The organism is Singulisphaera rosea (assembly GCF_054877945.1).
Genome location: NZ_JBTYIP020000001.1, coordinates 618,552 through 639,017, shown reverse-complemented (window position 1 = coordinate 639,017; position 20,466 = coordinate 618,552). Strand labels below are relative to the sequence as shown.

The 20,466-nt window shown below is 63.9% G+C and carries 13 protein-coding genes; 7 read left to right on the top strand and 6 right to left on the bottom strand.

The window, feature by feature from the left end; translation table 11 throughout:
• The first annotated feature begins 30 nt into the window (after window positions 1-30).
• On the top strand, window positions 31-2,619 hold the full coding sequence (locus ACYOEI_RS02445) for a WD40 repeat domain-containing serine/threonine protein kinase (protein ID WP_462847678.1): 2,589 nt from the start codon (window positions 31-33) through the stop codon (window positions 2,617-2,619).
• 600 nt (window positions 2,620-3,219) lie between these two features.
• On the opposite strand, the gene ACYOEI_RS02440 is transcribed toward ACYOEI_RS02445, so the two are convergent.
• Window positions 3,220-3,534: a hypothetical protein gene (locus ACYOEI_RS02440; RefSeq protein WP_462847677.1), complete on the bottom strand. Its 315-nt coding sequence runs from the start codon at window positions 3,532-3,534 to the stop codon at window positions 3,220-3,222.
• Window positions 3,535-4,617: 1,083 nt separating this feature from the next.
• Window positions 4,618-5,538 carry a TolB family protein gene (locus ACYOEI_RS02435; protein WP_462847676.1) on the bottom strand — a complete coding sequence of 307 codons (921 nt, stop codon included), beginning with the start codon at window positions 5,536-5,538 and terminating at the stop codon, window positions 4,618-4,620.
• Window positions 5,539-5,969: 431 nt separating this feature from the next.
• On the opposite strand from ACYOEI_RS02435, the gene ACYOEI_RS02430 reads away from it, so the two are divergent.
• Entirely contained in the window at window positions 5,970-6,941 is a 972-nt protein-coding gene (locus tag ACYOEI_RS02430) for an epimerase (RefSeq protein ID WP_462847675.1), read from the top strand.
• 48 nt (window positions 6,942-6,989) lie between these two features.
• On the opposite strand, the gene ACYOEI_RS02425 is transcribed toward ACYOEI_RS02430, so the two are convergent.
• Window positions 6,990-8,369 carry a DUF1501 domain-containing protein gene (locus tag ACYOEI_RS02425; RefSeq protein ID WP_462847674.1) on the bottom strand — a complete coding sequence of 460 codons (1,380 nt, stop codon included), beginning with the start codon at window positions 8,367-8,369 and terminating at the stop codon, window positions 6,990-6,992.
• Window positions 8,370-8,775: 406 nt separating this feature from the next.
• On the opposite strand from ACYOEI_RS02425, the gene ACYOEI_RS02420 reads away from it, so the two are divergent.
• From ACYOEI_RS02420 to ACYOEI_RS02410, 3 genes are all read left to right on the top strand, one after another.
• On the top strand, window positions 8,776-9,768 hold the full coding sequence (locus tag ACYOEI_RS02420; protein ID WP_462847673.1) for a DUF697 domain-containing protein: 993 nt from the start codon (window positions 8,776-8,778) through the stop codon (window positions 9,766-9,768).
• Between the two features lie 302 nt (window positions 9,769-10,070).
• Window positions 10,071-10,496, top strand: coding sequence for an OsmC family protein (locus ACYOEI_RS02415; RefSeq protein WP_462847672.1), 426 nt, complete (start codon window positions 10,071-10,073; stop codon window positions 10,494-10,496).
• 968 nt (window positions 10,497-11,464) lie between these two features.
• A complete protein-coding gene (locus ACYOEI_RS02410) occupies window positions 11,465-11,956 on the top strand; it encodes a hypothetical protein (protein ID WP_462847671.1) in 492 nt (163 codons plus the stop codon).
• Window positions 11,957-12,377: 421 nt separating this feature from the next.
• Here the strand turns inward: ACYOEI_RS02410 and ACYOEI_RS02405 are convergent, their stop codons facing one another.
• The 3 genes from ACYOEI_RS02405 to ACYOEI_RS02395 all read right to left on the bottom strand — a co-directional run bounded on the left by ACYOEI_RS02405 (window position 12,378) and on the right by ACYOEI_RS02395 (window position 15,950).
• Window positions 12,378-13,754, bottom strand: a complete 1,377-nt coding sequence (locus ACYOEI_RS02405) for a sensor histidine kinase (protein WP_462847670.1) — start codon at window positions 13,752-13,754, stop codon at window positions 12,378-12,380.
• On the bottom strand, window positions 13,751-14,551 hold the full coding sequence (locus tag ACYOEI_RS02400; protein WP_462847668.1) for a response regulator transcription factor: 801 nt from the start codon (window positions 14,549-14,551) through the stop codon (window positions 13,751-13,753). Before ACYOEI_RS02400 ends, ACYOEI_RS02405 begins: the two co-directional genes overlap by 4 nt.
• A gap of 163 nt (window positions 14,552-14,714) precedes the next feature.
• A complete protein-coding gene (locus tag ACYOEI_RS02395; protein WP_462847666.1) occupies window positions 14,715-15,950 on the bottom strand; it encodes an acyltransferase family protein in 1,236 nt (411 codons plus the stop codon).
• 285 nt (window positions 15,951-16,235) lie between these two features.
• Here ACYOEI_RS02395 and ACYOEI_RS02390 point away from each other — a divergent pair, with 285 nt between their 5' ends.
• Together ACYOEI_RS02390 and ACYOEI_RS02385 are read left to right on the top strand one after the other, a co-directional pair.
• A complete protein-coding gene (locus ACYOEI_RS02390; RefSeq protein ID WP_462847665.1) occupies window positions 16,236-17,048 on the top strand; it encodes a hypothetical protein in 813 nt (270 codons plus the stop codon).
• Between the two features lie 289 nt (window positions 17,049-17,337).
• Window positions 17,338-20,220, top strand: coding sequence for a hypothetical protein (locus ACYOEI_RS02385; protein WP_462847664.1), 2,883 nt, complete (start codon window positions 17,338-17,340; stop codon window positions 20,218-20,220).
• The last annotated feature ends 246 nt before the right edge of the window (window positions 20,221-20,466 follow it).

Genomic DNA, 20,466 nt, shown 5'->3' with positions numbered 1-20,466 from the left:
CTCCTCTCCGACCGATCGAGGACGGTGCCCATGGCCGAGCCACGCGACGCCTCCCGCGACCTCCTCTTCGGCCTTGTCGCCCTCGAACAAGGGCACATCGACCGCGATCGACTCGTCGACGCCTTCCGGGCCTGGAGCCTCGACGAGGATTCGTCACGGTCGTTCTCCGAGATCCTGGCGGACTCGGGCCCCTTTGCGAGCCGCACGAGGCTCTCGATCGAGACGACCGTGGAGCGTCTCCTCGCGACCCGAGCATCGTCGGCGACAGGCTCGGTCGGGGAGCATGAACTCGCAGCGACGGTCGCCCACGTCGGCAAGGAGCCGGCGGACGAGACCGCGACCCGCTCCGCTGTCGAAGACCCCGGTGTCCGCTATCGCGTCGTCCGGCCGCACGCGCGAGGCGGCCTGGGCGAGGTCTTCGTCGCCCTCGACCCCGAGCTGAACCGGACCGTCGCCCTGAAAGAACTCCGCGCCCAGCGTGCGTTCGATCCCCCGAGCCAGGCCCGGTTCCTGCTCGAAGCCGAGCTGACGGGCCGGCTCGAACATCCGGGGATCGTGCCGGTCTACGGCCTCGGGCGATACGCCGACGGCCGGCCCTACTACGCCATGCGATTCATCGAGGGAGAGACCCTCCGCTCGGCGATCGACCGATTCCACTCCTCCGACAAGGCCGAGGCCCACGGACCCGGCCGGGACCTGGAATTCCGCAAGTTGCTCGGTTGCCTCATCGACGTCTGCAACGCCGTCGCCTACGCCCACAGCCGAGGGGTCGTGCACCGCGACCTCAAGCCCGAGAACATCATGATGGGGCGGTTCGGCGAGACCCTCGTGGTCGATTGGGGCGTCGCGAAGCCGCTCGGCGACGCGGGTCTCGACGAGGGCGAGTGGCGGTCATTCCACGGCCCCGAGGACGAGGCCTCAATGACCCAGCCCGGCTCGCTCGTCGGGACCCCCCGGTACATGAGCCCCGAGCAGGCCTCGGCCGACCACGAGCGGGTCGGCCCCGCCAGCGATGTCTACGGCCTCGGCGCGACCCTGTACTACCTCCTCGCCGGACGTGCCCCCTTCCCCGAGGACAACCTGAAGGGCGTGCTGAGTCGAGTCATCCGCGGCATCTTCCCCGCGCCAGGTCGAGTTAAGCGTGGCGTCGATCCCGCACTGCAATCGATCTGCCTGAAGGCCATGGCGCTCCGGGCGGAGGATCGCTACGAATCTCCCCTCGACATCGCCCAGGAGCTCGAGGCCTGGCTTGCGGACGTCCGCTATCGGGGCGAGCAGGAGCAGGCCCTGAACCAGATGAAGGGGACGATGGCCCGCCTCTGCCTCGAGCGGGCCTTCGGATTCCTCGGCCGCGACAAGCTCGCCGAGGGGATGCTCTGGATGGCCAGGGCCCTCGAGCAGGCTCCCCCGGAGCTCGACCGCGTCATCCGTGCCAGCCTCTCCGGATGGCACGTCGGGGCCAAGCTCTTGGAACGCACCCTGAAGCACGGCGCGGCCGTCGACGCCCTCGCGTTCGCCCCCGACGGTCGCCGACTCCTGACCGCGAGCCGAGACGGGAACGCCCGAGTCTGGGATCTCGCCACGGGCACCCCCCTCTCGGGTCATCTGCCCCACGACGGCCCTGTCCGCTCCGTGGCGTTCCACCCGGACGGAAAACGGTTCGCGACGGCCTGTGACGACGGGACCCTACGGCTCTGGGACCTCGACACAGGCGAGCTATCGGGGAGCCCCTTCGCCTGCGGTGCCCCACTTCTCTTTGTCCGTTTCAGCCCCGACGGCTCCTTGCTCGCGACCGTTTGCCAGGCCGGTGGCTCGTTCCTCTGGAACCACGAGGACGGCGTGCCGGTCGTCGCCCCTGAGGACTTCTCCGGGCCGATCCGCGCCTTCGCCTTCGCGCCCGACGGGACTCTCGTGGCCACCGCCGACGACGAGGGGCACGTCCGGTTCTGGGAGACGGCGACAGGCAAAGCCTGGGGCGAATCGCTCCGTCACGACCGCTGCGTCTCGTCCCTGGCGTTCGCGGCCGACGGGCGGATGTTGCTCACCGGCTGCCACGACGGCAAGGCCCGCCTCTGGGACCTCGACCGCCGCGTCCCCGCCCTCAGCCTCGACCACCGCTTCGCGATCCTCAACCTCGATTTCGTGCTCGACGGCTCGACGATTGCAGTCTCGGGCGAAGACGGCACCGCCCGCCTCTGGGACGCCGCCGCCGGCCTCCCGATCGGCGAACCCCTCGTCCACGACGATCCCATCGTGTCCCTCGCCTTCAGCCCCGACGGCACCACTCTCGCCACGGCCGCCCGAGACGGAACCGCCCGTCTCTGGGACACCCGCACCGCCCTGCCGATCGGCCCTCCCCTGTCGCACCGAGGGACCGTCACCGCCCTCGCCTTCAGCCTCGACGGCCGCCGCCTCGCCACCGCCTCCATCGACGGCTTCGCCCGCTGCTGGAAGGTTCCCACCTCTATGGAAGGGGCTCCCGAACGGATCCGTTGCTGGCTCGGCGTCACCACCGACCTCGAATTCGACGAAGGCGACGCCATCCGCCGCATGGACAGCACCACGAGCTGGGACCTCCGCCGCCGATTGGTCGAGCTTGGCGGAGCGCCCGTCCGATAGGGTTCGATTTTATCGCGGTGAGCTCGTATCGTCAGTCACGTCCCTGTGTACGCCTCGCGATGCACATCGTTGCTCTGGTCCCAGAGAGACGTGTGGCTTCCACTTCGTGATTGAGATCGGTAAGAGTTGAAATTGATCCTTTGGCGATCTAAGCCTGGCTGGTGAGGTTAGCTGTCCAACAGGGGCGGTTTCAGACTCGAATCGACCCGCACCAGTTCCGTCTGCAACTTCGTCTTGAGTTCCTCCAGAACACGGGCCGGGATATCGCTGCCGAAGTACTCTCGTTCCGCGACGAGGCCTGAACCACTATGCACCAGTCGCATCAAATATCTACCGCCGGAATGAGCTCGAAAGCGATGGAGGACCAAGCCGGCACCCAGATCTAGCGAGTAATAGGCGATATAAAAATTCTTGATTACGTCAGTTATGATATCGATATTGGTTTGTGTAGGGTGGGCACCGCCGAACGGCTTTTGGAGGATCAAGCAGGAGCAACCGACCGCAAGTATTACGCCCAGCTTTCAAAATCCTAATTTTAGTGGCGCTCAATTTTGATCACAAAGCTCGCTCCAGGATCCGATCAGGTCCAGGTGACAGGTTTTAATTCCGCCGACTCTTCTTCCATTCGTGAAAGGATAATCTGCTGCCCTCCTGAGACCACTCGACCCAATCCCGACGGTCCTCAATCGTCTTCGCAAGAAACTGATCCCACCACGTATCCCACGCACCGGGGAAGCCTGCTTCCTCCCAGGCCTCGATCGCATACACCGTCAGGAGGGCCTGATGCTCGCCGGCGTCATCGAGCCAGTCATCGTGGGTCTTCGCCTCCGTGAGGTTGGCGAACACTTTTTTAGCCTCCCGAGGATCTTGGAAGCGCTGATAGGCTTTCAACTGCGTGGTTGGGGAGAGAAGCAAGATGGGAAAACTCCCAGACTGGCACGCCACGCTCATGGGTAGACCGAACAGGTTGCTCCTCGATCGGCAAGCACTTCGCTCCCAGATATGGGTGTGTTTCGGCTCGACGTGGGCTGCGTACCAGAGGCTGCATTCGGTCTCGGCGTAGGAAGAACGGAGGAGTCCGAGGCACTCCGCATCAACGCGTTCGAGTCGACAGATGACGCAGGTATGGCGCAATCGAGAGATGCACATACAATTTGGAACGAAAACGAGGATGATTCCTACCGTGACGAGTCCATCCCGCCATCGCATGCTCTCAACCTCCTCGATGCCACACTCCCACTCACTCCGGCGGGCTGACGACGATTCCTTCGACGGATCAAACCTGGACGTTACCTCTTTGACTCCTGCCAGACGATTCGGTTCCATACCGAGTGAGATTCGGGGGAACGACCTTTCACGGCGGACCGAAGGTCCGTCGAGAGGCTCTCACGGCCCAACGACTCAGACTGACCGAGTTGATCAACGAGGTGTCGAGAATCTGATTCGCTCGTTGGGTCAGCCATTCGGCTTCCCTCGCGAGATCGCTCACAGGATAAGGATCAGGCAAGCCTTCGAGAAATGCGATGAGATGTCCGAGGGGCCACCAGCGCAGTGGCTTGCGTGGCCCTGCCCGGACCTTTGTGCCGACAGTAATCCACTCCTTACCACGATCACGAACGACCGCTAGCACGAACTCTTCGGATTCAAGGCGAACCAGGGCTCCGAAGCAAGAGTCTTGGTCGCGGCTGATGAACAGCGAGAACCTGCTGCGGTCGGAAACGAAGGGGCCGAGATGGCGAGCGGCCAGGTCGATCAGAGGTTCACACCGCATGAAGCGTCTCCGCCGGGCTGCCCCGAATCCCAATGGGTGCGGCTCTGACCAAATCCTTTGGTCGTAACGAGACCCGTTAAGCACAGTGGGGTTCACCGGAGTGTTCCTCGACGGCGTCGTTGCCTCCTCGATCTGGCCACACAACCAACCCCGCTGTTAACCTAATCGAGTTTGTCGGCCTCGAACTCCTCGAACCATGGGTCATCAGTCGCGTTTACCGTACCGCCTCATCGCCAGTCCACTCCATAGGGTCTTTTGCCCTGGGGCAAGGGGTACGATGCCAGCTTTTTACCTTGTAGATCGATGATCTCGATCCGTCCGTGGGGGGGCACATCCAGTTCCCCGTCGGCGAGATTTGCCCTTTCGTTCTCTTTGGGAGGGGCGTCAACGGGTGCTGGGGCTACTGCCGCGTCTTCAACCCTACGTGGGGGGGCGAAAGGCTTGGCCGCGTAGTCGTCCGTCGCGATGGCAAGACGATCACCTTCGGGCGACCAGCACGCCAACGCGGATGCGTGATGAATTCGGCGCCGGTTCGATCCGTCCGCATTGATCAAGAACAAGCCATGATTCTTGGGGTCTTCGTCCGCGTGGGTATAGATGATCTTGGATCCGTCTCGGGACAAGCGGCCTCCCGTGGCTCCGCCCATCGCGGGTTCCCTCGTGAGCTGGCGTTCTTCGGTGCCATCCAGGCGCATTCGGTAGAGCTGGCCCGCCTCACTGTCATTTCGCCTTCCCCAAGTTAAGATCCAACGGCGATCGCGGGAAATATCAAGAATGCAGTGGGTTTCCGGTAAGCGCAACGCCGTGAAGTTTCCTCCGTCGATCTCGCAACGGAACGTGGTAAACCGCGATTCGAATTCTTTCAGTGGGGCGCTCGCGATCACACTTTTCCCATCGGGCATCCAGGCCAATGTCCTGGATGGGTCGTCGGCGGCGTTGGGGTTACCGACGTTTCCGAGCAGAGCCGGCTTGGAACCGGGTTTCAATGCGCAGAGCCAGAGTTCCGTCCCGATCGCGTAGGCAACCATCGTTCCGTCGGGCGAGAGGCGGCAATAAAAGGCCGAGGTCGTGACTTCTCTCCACTTCGCGGTTTCCGAATCGAGAGCGATGATCGAGAGCGTCCCCTCTTCGCCCTCCGTGATGGTCACGAGCTGCCCGGGGGTTCTTTGGTTCCCAAGGGCCGGCAGTCCGTCGATGGCAAAGGACGCTCTCACACTTGAGAAAGAGGCTAAGCCCATTGCCCCAGCGAATCGCAGGAAGGCGCGTCGAGATTCGAAGTGAGATCTTCTCGGCGTTGGCATTGGATCAACACCTTTTATAAAATGAGAATAGCTGATGAAATTAGGGCCCAAGTGACATCCGATTGAATCAGTCCACGTCGCACCGTTACGGTCGCTGTGCAGAAATCGGCTGAAATGAGAGCCCTCGAATACCTGGCTGCCTTTCAAAGATACGGTCTATCCAATGAATTACAAGGCGTCGGCATGACCGTTGGATAAATGCTTGCAGCTTTCTTGGATTTTGCCGGGGATGGGCTTGTTGTGCGACCCCGGGCTCCTCGCGAGGAGAGGATGACGCGATGACTGAGCGTTTGCAACCTGGCCGCGTGGTGATCGCGGGGGGTAGTGGCTTCCTGGGAGTTGCTCTCGCCGCCCATTTGGCCGAAGCCGGGACGTCGGTCGTCCTGCTTTCTCGCCAGCCCCCCAAGTTGAGCGGGCCGTGGCGCCACGTCTGTTGGGATGGTCGCACGGTTGGCGATTGGCGCCGAGAACTGGATGGTGCTGTCGGCCTGGTGAACTTGACGGGACGAAGCATCGACTGCGTCAAGACACCTGACCATCGGGACGAGATCCTTCGTTCTCGGGTCGAGGCGACGCGAGTGCTGGGCTTGGCCCTCAGAGGGGTCGACAACCCACCTCCGGTTTGGGTGCAGATGAGCACAGCCCACATTTACGGCGACCCGCCGGAGGTCACTTGCACGGAGGAGTCACCCTTCGGATACGGGCTTGCGCCGTTCGTCGGGCGCGCGTGGGAGGGGGAGTTCCACGCAAGCGTCCTGCCCTCGCAGCGGTCGGTCCTCTTGCGGACGAGTTTTGTCCTGGGGCCTGACCGAGGGGCCGGGGGTGGTGCGTTGTCCCGGCTCGTGAAGTTGACGAGAATGGGCCTGGGTGGAGCGATTGGATCGGGAACTCAAGGGATGAGCTGGATCCATGAATTGGACATGAATCGCCTTTTCGAACGCGCCCTCTCCGACGGTGCCATGCATGGGCCGTATATCGCCTCCTCGCCAAACCCAGTCCCCCAGCGGGCATTCATGCGAGAGCTACGCCACGCCGTCGGCATGCCATTCGGGCTACCGGCGTTTCCCTGGATGGTCCGAATCGGAGCGAGATGGTTGCTGCGGACCGATCCGGAACTCGCCCTCTATGGACGGTATGTGGTCTCGAAGCGACTCGAGGAGGAGGGATTCGAATTTCGATTCCCAAGGCTCGACGGTGCGCTGGGAGATCTACTGGAGCGTCGTCGGAGCGAACCTGGGGCGACGGTCTGAGAAGGATCGCAGTACCGTCCGAGTACCTCAACGGATTTGATTTCGGAGTCAGACAGCCGCCGTCGTGTAGAGCGGGGTCATGACTTCGCCGCTGGTGAGTCGAAGAGGTCGGCCGAGGCGGTCGCGGACTTCGGTCTCGGGGTCGACGCCGAGGGCGTGGTAAATGGTGGCGGCGAGGTCGGGGGGGCCGAAGGTTCGGGAGATCGGGTAGGCGCCGAGACGGTCGGACTTGCCGATGAGCTGTCCGCCGACGACTCCTCCGCCGGCGAAGACGGCCGGGAAGACCGCGGGCCAGTGGTCGCGGCCGGGGACGTCGCCCGGGGTGAGAGGAGCGATCCGGGGCGTGCGGCCGAACTCGCCGAGCATGACGACGAGGGTCTCGTCGAGGAGCCCCCGGGTGCTGAGGTCGTCGAGGAGCGCCGAGACGGCCCGGTCGAGGGGCGGCATGAGCTCGTCGCGGAGCCTGGGGAAGTTGCCGACGTGGGTGTCCCAGGTCTGGACGATCCCCATCGTCGCCTGGACGATCGGCACGCCGACTTCGACGAGGCGCCTGGCCATCAGGAGCGAGCGTCCGAAGAGATGCCGGCCGTACCGATCGAGCTGGCGGGGGTCTTCGTGGTCGAGGTCCAGGGCCTTGCCGACCTCACCGTTGCAGAGTAGCGCGAGCGCGGCGTCCTGCTGGTCGACGAATGAGTCGCCGCTGGAGGTGAGCGACGACTGGCTCATCAGGTGGCGGCGGCGATGGAGCCGCGCGGGGTCCAGGCCCTCGGGCAAGGAGAGACTGTCGTCCTTCGCCTCGGGGCGGGCCGGGTCGAGTCGGAGCTGCCAGGGGTCGTGACGGGGGCCGAGGAAGCCGGCGTCCTGACCCGGCCAGGTCAGTGGCCCTTCGACCAGGCGAAGCGGAAGGGCGACACCGTTGGGGATTCCGTCGCTACGACGGCGGGCGAAGTCGACCCCGGCCGCGTAACAGGGGAAGTCGTCGCGCGAGGCGACCCGGTCGAGGTCGGTGGCGCCTCGGGGTGCGGAGGCCTGACCCGTGAGGATCCGGTGGACGGCGGTCAGGTGGTTCCCGTCGGGGTGGGACATCGAGCGGACGATCGCGAGCTTCTCCGAACGCGCCGCGAGGCCGGGAAGGTGCTCGCACATCCGGATCCCGGGCACCTTCGTGGCGATCGGCTTGAACTCGCCGCGCAACGCCTCGGGGGCCTCGGGCTTCATATCGAACGAGTCGTGCTGACCCAAGCCTCCGCTGAGGAGGATCACGATCACCGACTTCGCCCGCCCCGTCGCCGTCCCCGACGCGGCCACCGCCTCCCGGCCCGCGAGCAAGCCCGGCAAACCCATCCCCAGGAGGCTGGAGCATCCCACCTGAAGGAAACCCCGTCTCGTCGCGAAGCCGTCCGCCCAGTTGATCTCGCGATGGCCCATCGAACACCTCCGAAAGCTAGGACCCAATCGGGGTACGTGCCGGGCCGAAGGACGACCCCGTCTGTCTAAAGTTTAACATTTGATGGTAATCCGTCCAACTCGAATTTTGGCTGGGCTTCTGACGGCCTTGGCGGAGATGACCTCGAGGTGGAGTCGAAGGAGTTTGAGGGAGATATCGTCGAGTTACGGGCCAGGCTCAAGTTTCAATAAAGCCGAACCCAAGTCGAACCCCGTGGGTGGTCGCCACTTTCCACGTGCCCGGGTTGCCGGCTCGACATCCGTTAGATATTGTAAAAGAATAACGGGTCGACAATTTGACGACATGCGGAAATGAGTCAAGAGGTGCTCCCACGGTGGCCTCGGAGCATGTGGCCAAACTGGGATGCACTGGGCTGGGAGAGTGGATATGGCCCGAACGATTCGCTTGATCGCCGTCTTCGCGAGCGGGACCATACTCTTGAGCTTCGTGGTCCTGGTGGTCAACCAGACCGCTCAGGTCGTCCAACTCGCGACAACCTTGCACCCCTTGTGCGGGACTGTGACGCTACTGACACTCTTGACGGCGTATAGCGTGCTGATCGGAACGCCGATTGTCATGATCCTCAGGCTCCCGAGCCCACTTGAACCTCCGCTGACCGACGAAGGTCCGGAGTTTGATGCCCATCTCGGCCGACTCCGCAAGCGACTGGCGACCAACCCGCACTTGAAGGACCACGACCTTGCCGGTCGAATGGGTGTCGAGGCCGCGATCGGGGTGCTGGGTGAGAAGTCGAACAAGATCATCGAACAGGCGGCGTCGACCGTCTTCATCTCGACGGCCATTTCGCAAAGCGGGCGGCTCGACAGCCTCCTGGTCCTAGCCGCGCAGACGCGAATGGTCTGGTCAATCGCCCATCTCTATTACCAACGACCTAGCGTCAAAGACCTATCTTATCTGTATGCAAATGTCGTCGGTACCGCATTCGCGGCTGGAGAGATCCAGGACATCGACCTGAGCGAACAGGTTGAACCCATCCTATCTTCGGCCATTGGTGCCCTCGGGGCGAGCGTGCCGGGATTTCACACCGCGGGGACCGTCTTCACCCACTGCGTCCTGAGCGGCAGCGCGAACGCATTCCTCACTCTCCGGGTCGGCATGATCGCCAAGAAGTACTGCGGAGCACTTGTGGTGCCGCGGAAAGCCGCCCTGCGTCGGGTCGCAACCGCGGAAGCCGCGTTGCATCTCGGTACCATCGTGACCGAGGGGAGTGCGCGAATCGCCAAGGCTCTCTTCCACGCGTCGGTCGACAAGGTCGGTGGCGCCCTGACGAGCGCCTCCAATTACGCCAAGGACACGGGGGCAAAGCTATTCGCCGGCCTTTGGTGGACCCGGACCGTCGATCCTACCGAGCCGGGTTAGGATTGCGGTTGACCTCGCCAATCATAGGTCCTTCCTGGTGAACTGCCGAGGTCGTCTCGTATCCGTTTTCGAATGGTCCAGTAAGTTGCTTGTTCTTTAGGATGACGTCGTCCCGGTCGGCAGACGCCGAACGCGTGATCGCACCTGAGACCCGATCCTCGTCGCGATCAATGCCGTATCGTCGTACAGAGGAATCGTTCGACCTGGCTGGGGCGTCGCGTGGGCGATCTCTGTAGAATGGCACCGATTGGGACGATCGGGGATCGCCCTAACAAGGCAGGACATCTCGAGGAATCGAAGTGATGAAGACTCACGGTTCGGCCGTCTGGCAGGGCGGGATTAAGGACGGGAAGGGCGCGATCTCGACCCGGAGCGGGGCGCTCAAGGATTATCCTTACGGCTTCAGCAGCCGCTTCGAGGGTAAGCCGGGTACGAACCCCGAGGAACTGATCGGGGCGGCCCACGCCGGATGCTTCACGATGGCCCTCTCGCTGATCCTCGGAGAGGCCGGCCTGACGGCTGAGCGGATGGAAACGCAGGCGGACGTGACCTTGGACAAGGTCGGCGATGGCTTCGCTATCACGTCCGTCCACCTGACCTTGAAAGCCAAGATCCCGGGCGCGGATCAGGCGAAGTTCGAGGAACTGACCGGGAAGGCCAAGGCTGGGTGCCCGGTCTCCAAACTCCTGAACGCCGAGATCACTCTGGACGCAACCCTCGAGGCTTGAACTCGCGCCTTCCCTTGTCCACGACTTAAGGAGCTAAGAGCCGAGGAATTCTCGACGATGGACGAGGCCAGTCGCTCGCGACATTGACCTGACCGTCCGGGCTTGCTCCTATTCTAGAGCGGATCTCACACGCGTTGCGCAGGTCTGAGGAAAACGGGGACTGGCTCCCGGCAGGATCAGGCCGGGCTCTTCGCGGAGGAACCTCGAGGCCGGGTGCCTGTCCCCATTTTCCGGGCCATCGCCGTCCGCTGCGGCGAAGATGGGGACAGGCGCCTCCGCTGCGCAGCGGAGCCAGTCCCCGTCTTCGCCTCCGCTCTCGGGTGACGGACACGACCTGCCGTGTGCATCCCTACCGTATGCCGCTCTAGATCGGCTAATATGTGGCTAGCACACGGCATGACCAGCCTACGATCCGAGAGCGGAGGCGAAGACGGGGACTGGCTCCGGAGCGAGGAGCGGTTGCCTGTCCCCGTCTTCGCCGCAGCGGACGGCGATGGCCCGGAAGATTGAGACAGGCACCTGGCCTCGACGTCGATTCGCGAGAGCCCCGGCCTGATCCTGCCGGGAGCCAGTCCCCGTTTTCCTCAGACGTGCGCAACGCGTGTGAGAAGCGCTAACGTGTCGTTCCCCAGGGCTCTACGCCATCGAGGAAGTGCCGACGAGTGGATCGGCACAGGAGAGCCAAAAGGCGCGGTCATTCGCCGGCATCTTGTGTTTGCTATTCAGTCATATTTGATGAAGTTTGTACTCTTTGATGCACATAAAATCCGGGGGACACGAGGTTCATCGCCCGGACGCTGGATCCCATTCCAAGATGGCCCGCATCTGCCGCGTGACTCGGAAGCCGTCCTCAAGATCTGGTTCATCAAAGGAATGACCACAGAAGGTTCGGGCTTGGAATGACTCGTTGTCAAAGAATGTCAGAGGAGTAGGACCCCGCACGAGTGACACGATTTCGGAGGCTGTCGGTGGATCTTCACGAATTCTCCAAAAACCTGAGCGGCCTCCTCTACCCCTCGAAATACCGTTCAGGAGCAAGCCTCTATGCCGATCCCTTCACGCTTTTGCTGCGTGATGTAAACTGGTTGGCTCTAGGGCGATACGCCTTGGGCGTCCTGTCTTGGGAGGCCGTCAAGGACCAGCCGGATCTTCTGCTTGCGGCCCGAAGGGCGACGAAGAGGCACTTCTTGACGATACCTTACTTCTATCAGGTGGGCCTCTACCTGGTCGTCGCTGGCCCGAAGGCGGAGTGGTCTGCTGTCGCATCCGAGATTCGCGCGGATCTGACCGGATTTCACGCGGTGATCGTCCAAGCCGTGCATTTCCTCGACCTGGACACGGGGGACGACCTCGTCCGCCGCTCCAAATGGGGCTCGCGGACCTTTGGCGGCACGATTTCCGTGACGGACGCCATCGACCAAGCCCGTGGAGCCAGGCAGCAGTACCGGCTTCGAATCTGAGCACGTCAGGAGCCGGATCGCCGACCTTCCCCGGGTATCGACACTCCTCCCCGATCTCCACACTCCACCGGGCTCTCGCACTACGGTCTTACGCACCACAAAGCGAGCAGGGGTGAATCTCGTAGGAGTTAGGCAGTCTAGACTTTCGTTCTTGAAATCTGCCCATCCGTGGAGAGTTTGCGACCGTTGGGGTTCCCCGGCTGTTTCGGGAGCGGCCCAACCGATCGAAATCAACGGACGGGCGAATACTGCTGCGTAACTCCTATGGTCCCTTGCGCTTGATGTTTTGAGTTATTATGTGAAAAATAATGGAAATTTGAGTTGATGGCCGATCGGGCCTCGAATCGAGGCTCACCATCGACGATCTGGCACTTCGGGTTGTCGAGGAGAACAATGCGATATCGACAACCTCGCACCAAATTTACGGGATTCGCGGTGTGAGGGCCTCGGCTTCATCCGGGTGGCCGGCGTGGCTGCCGACCTCGAGTCGTGGTCTCACCAGGGCGCCGGGGAGGGTGAAGTTGATATGGAGACCGGGTTGGGCGTTGCGGGCTTGAACGTGGCCCCGGTGGAGCTCGACGGCGCGTCGGGCGATGGAGAGGCCGAGGCCGACGCCGCCGCTGGTGCGGCTGCGGTCGCGGGCGACGCGCTGGAAGGGTTCGAAGATCGCGTCGAGCATCGGCTCGGGGACGCCGGGGCCGTGGTCCCGGATCGAGATCAAGGCCGAGTTGCCCTGCACGTGGAGCGCGATCTCGACCGGCGTTCGGTCGGGGGCGTAACGAATCGCATTCCTGAGGGCGTTCTCGAAGGCCCGGTGGAGCAACTCTCGGTCGCCCTGGACGACCACCGGATCCTCGGCGAGGAGTTCGAGGCGACACCCCTTGGCTTCGGCTTCGAGGCCGCAATCCTCGACCAGGGACCCGAGGAGCTCGTCGAGCGGGACGTCTCCCATCCGACGAGTCTGGGGGTCGCCTTCGGCGGAGTAGAGTTGGAGGACCTCGTCGACGAGGGTCGAGAGGCGGTCGACGTCCTTCTGGATCCGGTCCATCGCGGCGTCGCGGTCGTCGCTCGAGCGGGCCAGGGCCACCGCGAAGCCCAGCCGGGCCAGGGGCGAGCGGAGCTCGTGCGAGATGTCTTGCAGGAGCCGGCGCTCCGAGGTCATCAGGCTGTCGATGCGCCCGGCCATGAGGTCGAACGCCCGACCGAGCTCGCCGATCTCGTCTCGGCGCTTCGAGCCGATCCGGGTGGCGAGGTCGCCATGCCCGAACCGATCGACCGCGTCGCGGAGCCGTCGAAGCGGCCGAGCGAGGTGGTGGGCCAGGGCGTAGCCGAAGACGCCGATGACCAGGAGGATCCAAAGGTAGTACGGCAGGAATGTGCCAGGACCTCGAGGCGGGGGAACCCTCACGAGGAGGCGAGCCCCTTTGGCTTCCGGCTTGCTCGCGAGCATGAAACGGCCGCCGAAGGGGCTCGGAGGCTGGGGAGGTGTCGTCGCGCGGTTGAGTAGGTCCGAGCGATCCTCCCCCGTGACGAGGTCTCGTCCTTTGGCATCAATCAGGGTGTGCTCGGCTTCGAAGAGTTCGTCGAGACGCCGGAGGTAGTCGGCGAGCCTCCCCTGCCCTCCTTCGTCGAAGGCGCGTCGGGCCCCTTCGACCTGGAGCGCCAGGGTTCGGGAGATGAAGTCGACTCGTCTCGGCTGGTACATATCGAGGATTCGCGAGGTCGCGAAGACCCCGACGAGGGACAAAACGGTCATCCCGATGGCCCAGAGGACAATCTTGGAGAAGATCGAGCTCATCGCCCCGCCCTGTCCGGGAGCCCTGCGCGAAACAAGTAGCCCGTCCCTCGCACCGTGTGGATCATCTCGCTCCGTGCCCCGAGCTTCTTCCGGAGGTTGCTCACGTGCATGTCGATCGCCCGGTCGAACGGCGACACCTTGCGCCGATAGATCGTCGTCGTGAGTTCTTCACGGGTGACCGTCCGGCCCGCCGAGCGGACCAGGGCCTCGAGGATGTCGTACTCGATGGCGGTCACGGGCACCGAAGTCCCTTCGCAGAGGACCTCGCGCGCCGAGGGAATGAGCTTGATCCCATCCGTCTCGAGGACCTCGACTCGTTCCGGGGCCCTCCTCGAGCGGCGGAGGACGGCCCGGATCCGCGCCAGCAGCTCCTCGGGGCCGAAGGGCTTGGGGAGATAGTCGTCGGCACCCGCGTCGAGCCCGGCGACCCGATCGACCTGCGAAGTCCTGGCGGTCAGCATGATGACCGGCACCAGGCTTTGCCGCCTCACGTGCCTCAGCAACTCGAACCCATCCGTTCCCGGCATCATGACGTCGAGCAGGACGAGGTCGTGTCCCCCCTTGAGTGCCCTGGCCAGGCCGAGCCCGGCGTCATTGGCGATCTCGAGTCGGAGGTTCCTGCGGCCGAAGAACTCCTGCATCAGCTCGCAGAGCTCGAGGTCGTCGTCCACGAGCAGGACCGAGATCGGCTCGTGGCCCATCTCCGGCCCGACTCGGGCATCGTTCGAGGCGGCGCGTCCCATCGAGGCCTCGCCTGGTTCGGTGACGACCCTCGTCGAGTCCTCGGACAGTCCCATCGAAGTGTGCCTCCCGTCGATCGAACCTCGAGGTGGACGCGTGAAGACCGGTCCTCGATCGGAGAAAGCCTCGGCGAGCCCGGGCCTTCCATTATGATGGCCTGGGGCAAAGCACGGCGTAAAGCTCTGTAAAGTCGTCGCCTCGCTTCCTCAACCTTTCGGCTCACGCCCCCGGGCTCCGGCCGATCGAGATCGAGGTATGGCCTCGCGTGGAAAGGATGCGACGGATCGGGGAGGACACCGGTTCTCCTCGAAGAAACGGTCGCTCGAAGACCTGAGAAAACCCCGTTGCGGCCAACACGCACAGCGGCGTGACCGCCAAGATCAGGGCCCAAAGCCGGGCATCCGTCCCCATCCCCGCTCGGATCAGGAACGCATCGGTAAGGGCAAGCACAGGGAAATGGGTGAGATACAGGCTGTAGGAGATGGAGCCGAGCGCGACGACCTTTCGAGATTCCAGGAGTCGGAGGACGGGACGCTTCGGCCCTGCGGTCATGAGCATCGAGAGGCGTGACAGGCGGACGAGCAAAGCGGCCGACAGGGCACCGACGAGGGGATCGGCGATCATGATATCGCGATCATTCTGCCCCGCGAACGCGGCTCCCGCGAGGATCACGGCGGCGAGGACGAGGCCTGGCCCTAGCATCGGCCCATTCGTTCGGGGCTCGACGACAACCAACCTCGGTCTCGTCGAAGCGACGGCCGCCGCCATTCCGAGTGCGAACAGGCCAAGATACCAGGGGCAGAGTTGTCGGAGGGCCGGATTCCGGAGCGGTCCCGAGAGGACCGCGACCCCGAATCCGATCGCGAACCCCGCGCCTACGGCCGCTAGAATACCCCCTCGCCGCCGGATGCCCAGCAAAAGCGGGAAGAGGAGATAAATCTGCCATTCCGTGGCGACGCTCCACATCGGGGGATCGACCCTGAAAATCCAGCGTTCGTCGAGGTTATGGACGAGGAGCAGGTGCGAGACCACGACCCCCGTGTCGTTGGCGGGCAAGGCGCGAGTCCAACGCCCCTGGGCGGCTCGTCCCAGGGCCGGGATCATGGCGATGGCGACCCAGCAGAGGAGGAGCGCCGCCAGGTAAGGGGGAATAATCCTCCTGGCTCTTCGACCGAGATACTTCAAGAATCCGCCCTGGAGCCCCGCCGACGGGTCGTCCGCAATCGGGCGCATCAGGCAATAGCCCGAGAGGACGATGAAGACGGCCACCGCGTAGTGCCCGTGGCGGAGGAGGAACCTCGCGGCGACGGAAGGCCCCGATAATCCCGAGGGGGGCACCATCAAGGCGGCATGGTGGAGCACCACGTACAGCGCGGCCAGCCCGCGCATCCCATCCAGGAACGGGAGCCGAGTCGCCGGCGACTCTCGCCGCAAACGTGTGTGCAAGTCCAGCATGAGGCACCTCCGTGTGATCGCAGTCGGGCGACGTTCCCTCCCCGACGTTCGAGCCTGCACGCCCAGTATGCGTTGATAGGCCCTCGGACGCGAGGTCAGTGACCCCCTCGAGTCCCAGTTTTTCGTCGAGACCCGGGGCGCCAGGCAAACCCACGTCTTCGAGGGGGTAACTCCTTGACTCGAGGACGGGGTTCCACGCCACTCGAAGGGCGGATGAAACGATGACGCGTTCCCGGCGCGTGGGGCTGGGACGTGTTGGGGCCATCATTACCGGATGAGAAACCGATGAGTACGATTGGACTCTGGATCGCGGTCACACTGGCGGCCCAGGCACCCGAGGCCAACGCGCTTGGCCGTCACGTCGACCTCGGGGATGCCACGCTCTTCATCCCTCCGGCGTATCGGCCGGTCGGCGACACCGTCGACGTCGTGCTCCATCTCCATGGCGCTCCCACGACAGTCGAGCCGGCGCTGGTCGACACCGGTTGGAGCGCGGTCCTGATCGAGTTCAATCGAAAGGGACTCTCGCGGGTCTATACCGAGCCGTTCAAGGACGAACGCCTGTTTGCTCGCCTGCTCGACTCGACTCTCCAGGCGACGAAATCCGCCGGGCTCACCCGAGAACCGAAGGAGGGGCGGGTCGTCGTGAGTTCCTTCAGCGCGGGTTTCGGCGGCGTCCGCGAGATCCTCAAGGTTCCGGCGAACGTCGCGAGGATCGACGCCCTGGTGATGGCCGACTCCCTGTATTGCGGGTACGAAGGCGACCCGTCGAAGAAACAGGTGGACCACACGCTCATGGAAGGCTTTCGACGGTTTGCCGACGAGGCCGCGGCGGGGCGCCGTACGATGCTCCTGACGCATTCCGCCCAGGTCCCCGAGGGTTACGCGAGCACGACGGAGACGGCCGACGACCTCATCCGCGAAGTCGGTGCCCCCGTGGAGGCAACCGGGATCGACTGGGGCGACGGCTGGTCACAAACCCGACGTGCCGCGAAGGGACGATTTCTCGTCCTGGGCTTCTCGGGCGTCGAAGGGCCCGACCACCTCAAACATTTGCGAGGCATCGCCAAGATCTGGAAGGCGATCCCCGCGCCCTGAACGATGCCGAGGGAAGGATGGGGAGGACGTCGTCGGTCAAACGGTCGAGGGCCTCTCGCGAGGGTCGGCCTCTGAGCGGGAGATTTCGGCGGAAGGCCGGCTCCGAAGCGGGGGTTGGTCTCGAAAGAACGTGTAGATTTGGTGGATTTATGACGACTGCGGATCTTATGGTTCATGAATTAAGGAGGCCGTATTGCGAGGATTGAGCCTCTCGCATGTTGGTCGAGAGTTTGTACGATGTCGGACGTCGAACGGTCGTGATTCAACGGCAGGTGGGGATCGTCCAAAAGTGTTCCGACAAACAATCGCCGCGTGGATTGTCATATTCGCCGTCCTGGGAACGCCGAGGGCCTCGCAGGCCGAAGGGGAACTGCGGGCCCTCGACGCGAGGGGGCTGCCCCAGGCGAGCCCTCTGGGCGAGACCAAGGTTGGCGAGGACTGGCTGGTCGACGGCTCGTTCTCGAAGGCGAAGGTCTATCGAGGGGAATCGGACCGCGAGCTGGTCCTGGATAACGGCCTCGTGCGCCGAACGTTTCGGCTGCAACCGAACGTCGCGACGGTCGGCCTTGACCACCTCGGCACTGGCGAGTCGTTCCTCAGGGGTGTTCGCCCGGAGGCCATCATCGAGGTCGACGGACACCGCCTCGACGTCGGGGGATTGAGCGGCCAGCCCGTTCACAACTTCCTGACTCCGTCGATGCTCGAGTTGATGAAGGACGACCCCGTCGACTGGCATTGCGTCGGGATCCGGATCGGTGCCACCGAGCCCCGATTCGATTGGAAGCCTCGCAAGAACTGGATGAGCGGTCCGGCAGTCTGGCCCGCGCCCGGGGCGAGGCTGACGTTCGCGTACCGAGCGACCCCGGAGATGATCAAGGCGGTCGCCGAGGCCGCGACGGGGAACCGGAAAATCCTCCTCGAAGACGACCTCTTGAAGGCCTCGCCCGAGTGGAAGATCCACGCGAGCGCCGCGTCGGATCGGTCGTCGTTCCGGAACGAGGGCAAGTTCGGCGAGATCATGGCGTGCGAGAACACCTGCGTGTTCGCCGAACGGCCTTTGCCTCCCGGCACCCGGGTCGTCGAGTGCCGAGTCGACCCGGGGACCGACAAGAGCACGACGTGGGGACCCGGCATGACCCTGATCTGGCCGGACCATGTCATCAAGTGGTACCTCCGGATCGCCCCCGGCCACTTCGGGGTCACGATCGACGGGCACCAGGAGGACGTTTCCAATATCGAGCCGGGCAAACCCTACTGGCTCCGGATGAGGGTCGTCGACGGGGCCTTGATTTGCGAGTTTTCCAAGGACGGCTCGCGTTGGCAGGTCGGTCGAACCCTTTCTTTCGCCCAGCCTTTGGGGAGTCCCTCCTCTGTCCGACTCGGCAAGACTTCGGATCGGGGCGCCTCGGTCGACTATCCCGAGAAAGGCCCGCTCGAACGCTGTCGGGTCGAGCGTTTCTCAGCCTATGGTGACCCCGACGCGGGGACGAAGCCGCCACGCTCTTCGCTCTCGGGCCTGCGCGTCGAAGTCCACTACGAGCTCTATGACGGCCTTCCGCTCCTCTCGAAGTGGCTTACCATCCACAACGAATCCAACAGCTCCGCGCACATCAACGCCTTCGTCGCCGAGCAACTCGCGGCCGTCGAACCCGAGTCGAACGTCGGCGGCAAGGCGGCCGACTTCCGCCGCTCGCTCCGAAACCTCGAAGCGTTCACCGACTACTCGTTCGGCGGGGGGATGACCCGCGAGGTCGACGACCCCGCCGTGGCCTGGAAGAGCGACCCCCTCTACGAGACCCAGGTCCACTACGAACGCCAGACCCCGTGCTTGCTAGAATGCTCGCCGAAGCTCGGGCCGGATGTGGACGTCGCCCCCGGGGATACGTTCGAATCCTTCCGGGTCTTCGAAATCCTCCACGACGGCACCGACCGCGAGCGTCGAGGTTTGGCCGTCCGGAAGGCCTATCGGGCCCTGGCCCCCTGGGTGACCGAGAACCCGATCTTGATGCACGTGCGGAGCGCCGACCCCGCCTCGGTGAAGGCGGCCATCGACCAGTGCGCGGAGGTCGGCTTCGAGATGGTGATCATGACGTTCGGGAGCGGGTTCAACATCGAGAACCCCGACCCGAAGTATCTCGCCGCGATCAAGTCGCTCGAGGAGTACGCCCGTTCCAAGGGGATCGAGATCGGGGGGTATTCGCTCCTCGCGAGCCGCTCGATCGGGCCGGCCACCGACTGCATCAACCCCGCCACGGGCCAGACCGGCGGCATGACCTTCGGCGAGTCGCCCTGCCTGTGCAGTCGATGGGGCGAAGGGTATTTCGCCAAGCTCTACCACTTCTTCGAGACGACCGGGGCGGGCATCCTCGAGCATGACGGCTCGTATCCGGGGGATGTCTGCGCCTCCACGTCGCACCCTGGGCACCGCGGGCTGGGGGATTCGCAGTGGAAGCAGTGGGAGCGGATCCGGGACTTCTATCGTTGGTGCCGCGGCCGGGGAATCTACTTGAATGTCCCCGACTGGTACTATTTGAACGGATCAAATAAGTGCGCGATGGGCTATCGCGAGACGAACTGGTCGTTGCCCAGGGCGCAGCAGGAGTTGATCGAGCGGCAGAACATCTTCGACGGCACCTGGGAGAAGACGCCGAGCATGGGCTGGATGTTCGTGCCGCTGACGGAGTACCACGGCGGTGGCCCTTCGGCGACGATCGAACCGCTCCACGAGCACCTCGACCACTACGAGAGTCGGCTCGCCAACCTCTTCGGCGCCGGGGTCCAGGCGTGCTATCGGGGCCCTCGGCTCTACGACTCGGAGGAGACGAAAGCGGTGGTCAAGAAGTGGGTCGGCTTCTACAAGGCCCATCGCGCCATCCTCGACTCGGACCTGATCCACCTGCGACGCGCGGACGGCCGGGATTGGGACGGCTGGCTGCACATCAACCCTCGCTTGAAGGAACGAGGACTTGCGTTGGTCTACAACCCTCGAGACGTCGCGATCGTCAGGAAGATCTCGCTCCCCTTGGCCTTATCGGGTCTGAAAGACCGGGCCCGCGTCCGCGTCGACGAGGGGGCTACCCAGGACGTGACTCTCGATCCGGAACGTCGGGCCCTGGTCGAGGTCAAGATCCCCGCGAGGAGCCGTTCGGTTGTCCTCATCGAAGCCCCTTGAACGATATTCGGCACTCCCGGGCCGATCGTGAGCCGATCGGCCCGGGAGGGTCTGCTCAATTCAGGAAGTGGACACCTCGGGCATTCTTCGGGATGTCGAGGTGTCTCGGATCAATTTAGGGGATCGTGACGGGTGGGGCGTCAGTCGATTGCGGCCGCACTTCGGGCGCGACATACTGTGGGGCGTTCGAGCTCCTTACCACTCCGTGCGCCGGAAAGTCGGAAAGTTTGGGTCGCCGTTCGGGCT